The 9,668-nt window shown below is 75.2% G+C and carries 8 protein-coding genes; 3 read left to right on the forward strand and 5 right to left on the reverse strand.

The features are described from left to right. Positions 1-48: 48 nt before the first annotated feature. On the forward strand, positions 49-912 hold the full coding sequence (locus tag ABTY62_RS15360) for a rhomboid-like protein (protein ID WP_352129871.1): 864 nt from the start codon (positions 49-51) through the stop codon (positions 910-912). On the opposite strand, the gene ABTY62_RS15365 is transcribed toward ABTY62_RS15360, so the two are convergent. Genes ABTY62_RS15365 through ABTY62_RS15385 form a run of 5 tightly spaced genes read right to left on the reverse strand, consistent with a single transcriptional unit; the run spans position 864 to position 5,134 of the window. Then, on the reverse strand, positions 864-1,475 hold the full coding sequence (locus ABTY62_RS15365) for a hypothetical protein (RefSeq protein ID WP_352129872.1): 612 nt from the start codon (positions 1,473-1,475) through the stop codon (positions 864-866). The genes ABTY62_RS15360 and ABTY62_RS15365 overlap by 49 nt on opposite strands. Then, on the reverse strand, positions 1,472-2,779 hold the full coding sequence (locus ABTY62_RS15370; protein ID WP_352129873.1) for a hypothetical protein: 1,308 nt from the start codon (positions 2,777-2,779) through the stop codon (positions 1,472-1,474). Before ABTY62_RS15370 ends, ABTY62_RS15365 begins: the two co-directional genes overlap by 4 nt. Then, a complete protein-coding gene (locus tag ABTY62_RS15375; protein WP_352129874.1) occupies positions 2,776-3,606 on the reverse strand; it encodes an ABC transporter ATP-binding protein in 831 nt (276 codons plus the stop codon). Before ABTY62_RS15375 ends, ABTY62_RS15370 begins: the two co-directional genes overlap by 4 nt. Continuing rightward, positions 3,603-4,538 (reverse strand): zf-HC2 domain-containing protein, encoded by a 936-nt coding sequence (locus ABTY62_RS15380; RefSeq protein WP_352129875.1) that lies wholly within the window; start codon positions 4,536-4,538, stop codon positions 3,603-3,605. Before ABTY62_RS15380 ends, ABTY62_RS15375 begins: the two co-directional genes overlap by 4 nt. Continuing rightward, the gene (locus ABTY62_RS15385) at positions 4,535-5,134 is read right to left on the reverse strand and encodes an RNA polymerase sigma factor (protein WP_352129876.1); all 600 of its coding nucleotides are present in this window, start codon (positions 5,132-5,134) and stop codon (positions 4,535-4,537) included. The genes ABTY62_RS15380 and ABTY62_RS15385 overlap by 4 nt, the downstream gene beginning before the upstream one ends. Before the next feature lie 738 nt (positions 5,135-5,872). Here ABTY62_RS15385 and ABTY62_RS15390 point away from each other — a divergent pair. Together ABTY62_RS15390 and queC are read left to right on the forward strand one after the other, a co-directional pair. Then, positions 5,873-8,938, forward strand: a complete 3,066-nt coding sequence (locus ABTY62_RS15390) for a LuxR C-terminal-related transcriptional regulator (RefSeq protein ID WP_352129944.1) — start codon at positions 5,873-5,875, stop codon at positions 8,936-8,938. Then, positions 8,935-9,663 (forward strand): 7-cyano-7-deazaguanine synthase QueC, encoded by a 729-nt coding sequence (gene queC, locus ABTY62_RS15395; protein ID WP_352129877.1) that lies wholly within the window; start codon positions 8,935-8,937, stop codon positions 9,661-9,663. Before ABTY62_RS15390 ends, queC begins: the two co-directional genes overlap by 4 nt. The last annotated feature ends 5 nt before the right edge of the window (positions 9,664-9,668 follow it).

The following is a 9,668-nucleotide window of genomic DNA, read 5'->3' on the forward strand; positions in this document are numbered from 1 at the left end:
TTTGTTGTTGTGCGTGAGACGGGGGCGGTACGAGGAAGGAACCCCGGTGTGACGTGGACGCGAGCGGTCGACACCGCGGCCGGTGACCCACGGCGGGCGGCGCGCCCGCCGAAGCGCTGCCGCCACGCCGCCGCGCGCCGTACGGCCGCGGCTCCCTCCCCCGGCCCCTCCTCGGGCCAAGCCGGTTACGCCGGCCCGGCCGCCCCGGACGCCGACACCCCACAGCTCCGTTCCGAGAACCGGGCCCTGGTAGCGGGGGGATGGGCGCGGTTCCTGCCGAGCCCCTCACGGACCCCGTTCACGTTCGGCTACGCCCTGCTCCTGGTCGCCACCGGGATCTTCACCCAGCTCGCGGACCCGGACCTCGTGCGCGACGTGCTGGCCCACTCCAGCACCGATGTCGCGAACCTCGCCGAGCGGCCCGTGCTGGTGCTGGTCGCCAGCGGGGCCTGGCTCGTCGGCGGGCTGCCGTACCTCCTCGCCTTCCTCGTCGTGCTCAGCTCCCTGGAGCGGCGGCTGGGCGCGCTGCGGACCGCCGGGGTGTTCCTGCTCGGGCACGTTCTGGCGACCCTGCTGACCGAGCTGTTCGTGGCCGCCTCGGTCGCCGCCGGGCAGCTGCCCGACAGCTCGCTGCGCCGCCTCGACTACGGCATCAGCTACGGGCTGCTCGCGTGCGCCGGCGCGCTCGCCGGGCTGCTGCGGCCCTGGCTGCGCTGGACGGTGCTCGGCGCGGTCGTGCTGGGCCTCGTCGTGGACCTGCTGGAGTTCACCGACCCGCTCACCGACTGGGGCCATCTGCTCGCCCTCGCGATCGGCGCCCTGTGCTGGCCGCTGGTCCGGCGGGCCGCGGTCCGCCGGGTCGCTCAGCGGCGCGAGCCGGGGCCCTCCGGGCGGGCGCCGCGCAGCGCGTAGAGGCAGATGCCCGCGGCGAAGAGGACGGCCGTCGTCCACCACGCCGCCGGCTGCGGTCCGGACTGGACCGACCAGGCCCAGACCGGGCCGGGGTCCTCCGGGCCGGTCTGCGCGCCGAGGTAGACCGCGCTGGTGTGCACCAGCATCGGCAGCCAGCTCAGCCGCGCCCCGATGAACGTGGCGGCCAGCGCGGTGACCCCCACCGCGCCCAGGAGGTTGCGGACCATGGCGGGCGCCCCGTACAGCTCCGGGTCGCCGGGGACGGCGGCCGCGAGCAGCCCGGCAGCCACCGCCGTGAGCAGCAGCAGCTGGCAGGCGCGCCGCGGCCACCACGGGCGTACGGCGGTCCGGTCCAGCTCCTCGCTGTGGGTGTACAGGCTCGCCCCGATCGCGGCCGAGGCCAGCACCGGCGCGAGGACGACGACGGGCAGCCGGGCCCGGGGGCCGAGGTCGGAGTGCGCCACGATCCAGTCCGCGAGCCAGGTGGTGGTGGGCCAGGCCGCGGCCAGGACGGCGACGGTCGTGGGCAGGGCGCGCGAGCGCGCGTACAGCGGCAGGCTCATGGCGCTGTCACCTGCTCCAGCCGGCAGGAGCGCGCCGCGGCGAAGTAGGTGCCGAGCCAGCGGGTGCGCTCGCGGTCGGGCATCGCTTTCAGCCTCTCCAGATCGCGGGTGAAGGCCGGGGCGTCCTGGCCGGCGGGCGGCTCGGGCCGGGGCATGGGCGCCAGCCATTCGGCCACGGCCTGGCTGAGGTCGCTGTAGCGGTCCTCGTCCGAGACGCCCGGGCAGGACGGCGCCGTCGCGCCGAGGGCGGCGTTGGCCGCGAACATCTCCGGCTCGACGATCCGGTTGCGCCGGAAGTAGTAGTCCCAGCCGAACAGCGCCGCGTCGGTGCGGGGCCCCCGGTTCTGGTCGCCCCGGCTCTCGACGATGCGGGTCGGGGCGTTCGGCACGCCGCGCAGCTTCGCCGACAGCCCGGCCAGCGCCGCGGACGCGTCCGGCAGCATCCCGTCGTGCGCCCGCGACGCGCAGACGCGCGGCGTCCCGTCGTCGCAGACCAGCGCCGCGCTCGCCGGGTCAGGGCGCCATACGCCGTCGCCCGTCTGCACGATCAGGACGGCGGCGGTGGCCGCGGCGGCCAGCGGCGCGAGCGCCAGGGCGCGGGCGCCGCGGCGGGCGGCGTACGCCAGCAGCGCAGCCGCCGCGAGCCCGGCCGTCCACACCATCGAGGCCGGGCCGAACCACCACACCGGTCGGTCCCAGGAGAAGATGTGGTTCTTGCCGGGGCTCAGCCAGGCGACGGGGGAGTCCTGGTTGGCGACAAAGGGGTCGACGGCGAAGACGACGAAGGCCACCAAGGGCGGGGTCAGCCGCCACGGCACCAGCCGGCCGGCGATGAACCCGAGCGCGGCGAGCGAGCCGATCGCCATCGCGTCGGCCGCGATCATCGACGGGTACGGGCCGCCGACGTCGCTCGCGTAACGCCAGGTCGCCGCCAGGCACACGGCGGCCGTGAGCAGATACCCGACCACCGGCCACAGGATGGTGGGCGCCGCGGTCAGCAGGGTCCGCCGGAGGCGGCCGCGCGCCACGGTCGCCAGCAGTTCCTCCGTCCCGCGCCGCCGCTCCCGGCCGCCCTGCCAGCACGCGGCCGCGGCCGCCAGCGGCGCGCCGACCAGCACCCCGGCCGAGCGCAGCATGTCGGTGGTGTCGGTCCAGCCGGTCAGCCAGCTGTCGGCCCGCCCGTACATGGCGAGCAGCAGGGCGGCCAGCGTCGCGGCGCCCGTGGCCGGGCCGATGCCGCGGCGGAGTTCGGTGCGCAGGGGGCGCGCGGTGCGCGGGGGGCGGATGGTGGTGGTCCGGCTCATCGGGTCACCGTCCATCCGGTGGTCTCCGTGCCGGACCGCTGGCGGCGCAGGGCCACGGCGTAGCCGCGCTCGATGGGGTTGTCGCCGAAGTCCGCCGCCCCCGCCTCGGCGCCCAGCCCGGCCAGCGTCTGCGGCGTGCCCCGGTAGGCCACCCGGCCCGCCGCGATGAGCGTGACCTCCGTGCACGCCGCGGCGACGTCCTCGACCAGATGGGTGGAGACGATCACCGTCGCGTCGCGGCCCAGCTCTCGCAGCAGGGCCCGGAAGTCCACCCGCTGCTCCGGGTCGAGACCGGCCGTCGGCTCGTCGAGGAGCAGCAGCCGCGGGTCGTTGACGATCGCCTGGGCGATGCCGACGCGCCGCACCATGCCGCCCGACAGGGTGCGGACCTTCGCGTCGATGCGGTCGGCGAGCCCGACCCGCGCGACCGCGCGCTCCACGGCGGCGGGGGCGTCGGCCCGCGGTATCTCCTTCAGCCACGCCATGTAGGCCACGAACTCGCGCACCGTGAAGCCCGGGTAGTAGCCGAACTCCTGCGGCAGATAGCCGAGCCTGCGCCGTACGGCGGTGCGGTGCGCGGGCGCCGAGATGTCGCCGCCGAGCAGCTCCACCCGCCCGGAGGTGGGCGCGGCGACCGTCGCGAGCACGCGGATCAGGGAGGTCTTGCCCGCGCCGTTGGGGCCGAGCAGGCCGTGGACGCCGGGGCCGAAGGCGAGGTCGACGGCGTCGAGGGCGGTGGTCCTGCGGTGCCGGACCGTCAACCCATGGACGGAGACGGAGACGGAGACGGAGACGGAGACGGAATGGACGGGGACGGGGCTGTTCACATGCGCTCCAGGTGGTCGAAGGAGGTGCGGCGCAGGGCCAGCAGCCCCGCGCAGACGGCCGCCGCGGCTGCCCAGCCGCTCTGGGCGGCGGGGCCGGAGAGTACGGCGGTGAGGGAGTGGGTCAGGGCGTCGGCGAGCGAGCCGCGCTCGCCCTGGACCGGGCCCGCGAGCAGCGCCGGGGCGCCGACCGCCAGCAGCCAGCCCGCGCCGACCGCCAGGGTGGCGATCCGGCAGCCGACGTACGAGGCGAGGGCGAGCGCGGCGAGCGTGAGCGCGAGCCCCGGCAGCAGCCAGGCCGAGGCGGCGGGCGCTCCGGCGGCGGCGGGCAGCAGCAGCCCGGCGAGGGTCAGCAGCGGCACGGACACGGCGAGCACGGCCGCCGTACGGGTCAGCAGCAGCCGCAGCCCGCCGGACGGCGTGGACGCGGTCAGCTCGTGCATCGGGTCGGCGTGCCGCCCGTACGAGACGGCCACCCCGGCGGACGGTAGTACGGGCGCGAGCGCCAGCAGGAGCGGCCGCACCCCGGAGACCCCGGCGGCCCGCGCGGCCCCGGCCGCGACCAGGCCCGTCACCACCAGCGCGACCAGCCAGGGCCCCCACAGCGCGGGCCCCGCGGCCCACGCCATCCACACCCGGGACCCCCGGACCACCCCGAGCCGCCCGGCGGGGGACGCTTCCGCGTCCGGTGCCGCGTCCGGCGCCGCGAAGGCCAGCACCGCCGTGCGGATCTCGGCCAGCGCGGGGGCCGCCGCGCCCGTGCGGACAGCCGCCGAGACGCGCTCCGCGCAGGCCGTGCAGGACTCGACGTGTTTCTCGACCGACCACGCGTCGGTCTCCGGCAGCGAGCCGTCGGCGTAGGACGCCGCGTGGGCGGGCGTCACGTGCCAGGCGGTGGCGGGGCCGCCGCGCTTGATCAGTCGCCGGGGCGTCATGCGGTGCCTCCGAGGGCGTCCAGGAGGTGCGGGGGTGTGGTGCGCAGCTGGGTGAGGGCGGCGCGGAGTTCTCTTCGGGCGCGCTGGGCGCGGGTCTTGACGGTGCCTTCGGGGATGCCGAGGAGCTGTGCCGCCTCGCGCGTGGTGAGCCCGTCGACGACCGTGGCGCGCAGGACGGCGCGCAGCTCGGGGGAGAGCCGGTCGAGGGCGGCGCCGACGTCGCCGTACTCCAGCGCGTCGAGCGCCCGCTCCTCCGCGGAGGGCGCCGTGGCGCGGGCCGCGTCGGGCTGGTGGCGGGCGTGGGCGGCCTGGGCCTCGGCGGCGCGGCTGGCTGCGCGCTGGGCGTCGACGAGCCGCCGGGCCGCGATGGTCCACAGCCAGCCGCCCGCCTCGCGCCCGCGGTGCGCGCCGGCTGTGCGCCAGGCCGCCACGAACGTGTCCTGAAGGACCTCCCGTACGGTCTCGGGGTCCTGGCAGCGGCGCGTGAGCCGCGCGTGCAGCCAGCCCGCGTGCCGGTCGTAGAGCGTGGCGAGCGCCTGTGAGTCCCCCCGCGCGACGGCGCGCAGCAACTCCCCGTCGCTTCGGTCTGGCCCCATGGGGCGGAACAGTTTCACGCCCCTCTATCGCTCCCCGGAGGGGCGGCGGTTCACGGGTGGCCGACTTCCCTCGGCCGGGCAATCGGCGCGGCGGTGGCTGATCGCTCAGAGCGAACAAGGAGCCGGGAACGACGGCAGGCGGGCCGAGGGCAGGCGGGTCGAAAACGGTCGTCCCGGATCCGCTTTCGGTCAGGGATCGACGGAAAGCGGGCAGCGTCCGGCACGGCGCGTCCACTCATGGGGGCGTGCTTCCGCGCCGCCGCCGAACCGGGCCGATGAACCAAGGGGCGGATCGCGACACCGGACCGGAGCGTCGGCGCTTTGTCCGCGGTGCCCTGTTACCACTGGTCACCGGCGCGCGGACGGCGCCGGTACGTCCGCGCCCGCCGTGCCGGACCCGCTCGCCCGAACCGCCCCCCACAGCGGACCGGCCACCCCGGGCGCGACCGGGCACATATCCACCGCGGAACCACGTTTGATAGGGCGAAGCGCCGGGACTTCCGGCCGGTTCGGGGCGCTCGCGAGATCCTGGTCCTTACATCATGATGTCCGCAGGGGAAACGTCGACATACGGACATGCTGGCCTGATTGTTGCCTTCTCCGTCACCCTCCCTGGATTTAGCCTTGGCGACGTGCCCGGCATCAGCTGGAAAAGGGAATCTGACACCGGGCTGCGTCATCCAGGACCGGAGGGTTTCAGCAATGGTTCATGCGAACGAGAAACTACTACGGGATTTCATGGGGCGGCAGGCGGAAATGCGCCTGCTCCGCCGAGCGCGTCACGACGGCACGGATCGTCTCCCGGCCCGGTACGCGGTGACGGGCGAGGCGGGGATAGGGCGTACGTCGCTGCTCCGCGCGTTCGCCCTCACCTCGCGCCACAAGGGGTGCGCTGTCGTCGATCTGGTCTGCACCGAGCAGCGGCATTACATTCCGTGGGCCTTGCTGGATGATTTAGTCGGAGGTTTTACAGACTGTTTGCCACCCGGATGTGAACAGGGGGTGGAACTCCACGACATTTACAAAAAATTGTCGCAGGGTCCCGTTCCCGACGGTGCTGTTCCGCGGGTATGGGGGGCGGAGATAGCGGTCGCGGTGCAGAATGTGGTGTCCCGGCTGACCGTGAAAGCGCCGCTGGTCATCACCATCGACGACGCGGACCGGGCCGACGCGTTGTCGCTGAGCTTTCTGCGCTGCGTGGTGGAGGCAAGCTCCCACCTTCCGGTGATGCTGGTGGCCTCCGTGCAGAACGGCGTGCCCGCCGAAGCTCCCTCGGAATTGGCCGAATTGCTCGTCGGCGCACAGCAGGTGCACCTCGGGGGGCTGTCCGAGCAGGAGACGGCCGCCCTCGTACGCTCCCGGCTGCCGCGCCCGCCGGGCACCGGGTTCGCCGACGCCTGCCGGCGGCTGACCGCCGGCAACCCGTTCATGCTGGTGGAGCTCGTCCGCTGGGTCCGTGACACCGTCCGTGACACCGGGGGCGTCCCGGACCCGGAGGTGCTGGACACCGCGGTGCTGCCGGCCGTCGCCGAGGTGGTGACCAGGCGGCTCAACCGGATCGACCCGCGGGCCGGGCGGCTGGCCGAGGCCATCGCCATCGCCGGGGACGGCGGTGCCGACATCCCCCTCATCGCCCATCTGGCGGGCACCGGGCTCGGGGACACGCTCACGGCCGCGGACCTGCTGGTCCGCATGGGGCTCGTGGCGGACGACAACACCCTGCTGCTGCGGCACTCCCTGGTGCGCAACGCCCTGGTCGGCGGAATGACCCTGATGGCCCGTAACGCGGCCCATCTGGCCGCCGCCACCTATCTTCACGAGCGGAGGGCCCCGGCCGAGCGGGTCGCCGCCCATCTCATCGCCTCCGCCGTCCCGCTGGACGGCTCCTGGCCGGCCGGCGTGCTGCTCCAGGCCGCCCGGTCCGCGCTGGCCGCCGACGACACCGACACCGCGCTGCGCTGCCTGGAACACGCCGCGCAGGTGGCCTCCGGCGACGAGCACCGCCAGGCGGTGCTGGGCATCGCCGACATCCGGATCCGGGCCGACCGCGCCCGCGGCCTCGACGCGGCGGTGGCGACCCTGGCCGGTACAACCGACGAGGTCATCCGCGCGCGCCTGCTGGAGCGCGTCGGGAGCGCGCTGTACGGCGTGGACTCCCCCGAGGAGCGGCAGCGGGTGCTGGACGCGACCGCCGTGGCCGTCGCCGGGACCGAAGTGGCCCACTGGCCCCGGCTGCACCGCATCGCGTGGCATCTGTACGACCGCCTACCGGGGCTGACGTCGGAACTCCTCGACGAACTCATCGCGTCCCGGCCGGACCCGCTGGCCGACGCGGACGGCACGGACGGGCTGCGTGCGGCGGCCACGGCCGTGGCCGCGCTCTGCCGGCATCTCACCGACCAGGCTCCCCAGGCTCCTGACGCTGCCGAGTCGGCCGTGGGGCAGGCGCGCCGGGCCCTCGGCCGCCCCGGTGACGAGCTGTGCCTCCATCCGCTGGCCAGGGCGGCGGCGCTGACCGTCCTGGTGGACAACGGCCACCACGAAGAGGCCGCGGCGCGGCTGGGGGACGACGACCAGGCCGGCCTGCGGCCACGCCCGCTGTACCGGGTGCTGCTCTTGCCGGTGGCGGCGCGGATCGCCCTCGCACGAGGGCGCCTGGACATCGCCCGCGAGCAGCTGAGCGAGTGTCTGCGGGAGCTCGCCCGGCACGGCGTGGGCCCGGGGTCCCCGGCCCGGGTGGCCGCGCTGGCCGCGCTCGCGGACGTGCTGATCAGCCAGGGCGAGAACGACCGGGCCCGCATGCTGCTGCGCCGCTACCGGTGCTGGGGCGATCTGCCGCCGAGCTGGCACTACCGGGACGTCCTCATGGCCAGGGCGCGGCTGCTGGCGGCCGACGGCGATCTGCCGGGCGCCGCGCGCGACCTCGCGGAGCTGCACGCCCGGAACAAGGGGGCGGGGCTGCGCGTCGCGGTGACCGCCTCGTGGCGGATGCACGGCGCCATCCTGCTGCACCAGGTGGGGCGGTCGGACGAGGCCCTGGAACTGGCCCGCGAGCAGCTGCGGTTCGCCCACCGCGCGGGCTCGCCGCAGGAGCGCGGCCGGGCGCTGCGGGCGCTGAGCCGGGTTTCCGGCGGGCCACGGGGCGAGCGGCTGCTGCGCGCGGCGGCGCGGCTGCTGAAGGCGGAGGGAAGCGAGCTGGACCTGGCGTACTGCCTGGCCGACCTGGGGCCCTCGCTGACCCGGCGCAACCGGCCGGACGAGGCGATCGCCGTGCTGACCCAGGCGATCGGGCTGGCCGGCCGGTGCGGCGCCCGGCCGCTGGTCGAGCGGGGGCGGCAGCTGCTGGCCCTGGCGGACGACCGCGCCCCGCGCCACTCCTCGCTGCGCGGCGTGCTGGCGCTGACCGCGCGGGAGCGCCAGATCCTGATCGACGCGGCGCGCGGACTCACCAACGAGCGCATCGCGACGGCCCTGCGGATCACCCGCCGCACGGTGGAGCTGCATCTGTCGAGCGCGTACCGCAAGCTCGGCATCACCGGCCGCCGGGACTTCCCGGAGATGTTCCGCGATCCCGGGCTGTGGCCGCTGCTCACCGAGGGGGCGCCGGTCGCGCGGCAGAGCGCACCGGCCGACCCGGGCCGCTTTGTCTCGGAACCGCCGTGCCCGCCCTTCGGCCTCGTACCAGGGGTCCTTCGGCACCGTGCCGCGATGCGCGACCCGCGGGGCGGACACCACCATGAGCGAACACACCCGGCCGTATGCGCCTCGTGTCTCGGCGACTCCCCTATCTCCGGAGGCTCATGATGGAGCAGAACAGCAGCAGTGCCGATCCAACCGATCCGTTCACCGCGTTGGTGGTGCTCTCGGGGGGCATGGACTCCACCACGCTCATGGCGCACTACGCGGCGCTGAGCTACCAGCTGATCGCCGTGACCGTGGACTACGGCCAGCGGCACCGCCGGGAGATCGACTCGGCGCGCCGGATCGCGGCCCACTACGGGGCCCGGCACCATGTGGTGGACCTCAGCGGGCTCGGCTCGGTGCTCGGCGGATCGGCGCTGACGGACGACAGTGTGACGGTCCCCGACGGCCACTACGCGGAGCAGTCGATGAAGGCCACCGTCGTGCCGAACCGGAACGCGGTGCTGGCCAACGTCGCCGTGGCGGTGGGGGTCGCGCACCGGGCCGGGGTGGTGGCGCTGGGCATGCACGCCGGTGACCACTTCATCTACCCGGACTGCCGGCCCGCGTTCCACGCCGCGCTGCGCGAGCTGGTGGCGGTGGCCAACGAGGGTTTCCCCACCCCCTCGGTGGAGGCGCCGTTCATCACCTGGTCCAAGGCGGACATCGCCGCCCACGGGATGCGGCTCGGGGCCCCGCTGGAGGCCAGCTGGTCCTGCTACAAGGGCGGCGAGCGGCACTGCGGCACCTGCGGGACCTGCTACGAGCGGCGGGAGGCGTTCCAGATGGCCGGGCTGGAGGACCCGACGGAGTACCTGGACGCCGTGACCCGGTTCGCCGCGCCCTGAACGGC

The organism is Streptomyces sp. NPDC097640, from assembly GCF_040302705.1.
In the GTDB taxonomy this organism is placed as follows: domain Bacteria; phylum Actinomycetota; class Actinomycetes; order Streptomycetales; family Streptomycetaceae; genus Streptomyces.

Bases quoted from the DNA above. Each gene is read 5' to 3' on its own strand.
- ABTY62_RS15365 (WP_352129872.1), bottom strand. From the start codon at position 1,475: ATGAGCCTGCCGCTGTACGCGCGCTCGCGCGCCCTGCCCACGACCGTC.
- ABTY62_RS15390 (WP_352129944.1), top strand. From the start codon at position 5,873: ATGGGGCGGCAGGCGGAAATGCGCCTGCTCCGCCGAGCGCGTCACGAC.
- ABTY62_RS15385 (WP_352129876.1), bottom strand. From the start codon at position 5,134: ATGGGGCCAGACCGAAGCGACGGGGAGTTGCTGCGCGCCGTCGCGCGG.
- ABTY62_RS15370 (WP_352129873.1), bottom strand. From the start codon at position 2,779: ATGAGCCGGACCACCACCATCCGCCCCCCGCGCACCGCGCGCCCCCTG.
- ABTY62_RS15380 (WP_352129875.1), bottom strand. From the start codon at position 4,538: ATGACGCCCCGGCGACTGATCAAGCGCGGCGGCCCCGCCACCGCCTGG.
- queC (WP_352129877.1), top strand. From the start codon at position 8,935: ATGATGGAGCAGAACAGCAGCAGTGCCGATCCAACCGATCCGTTCACC.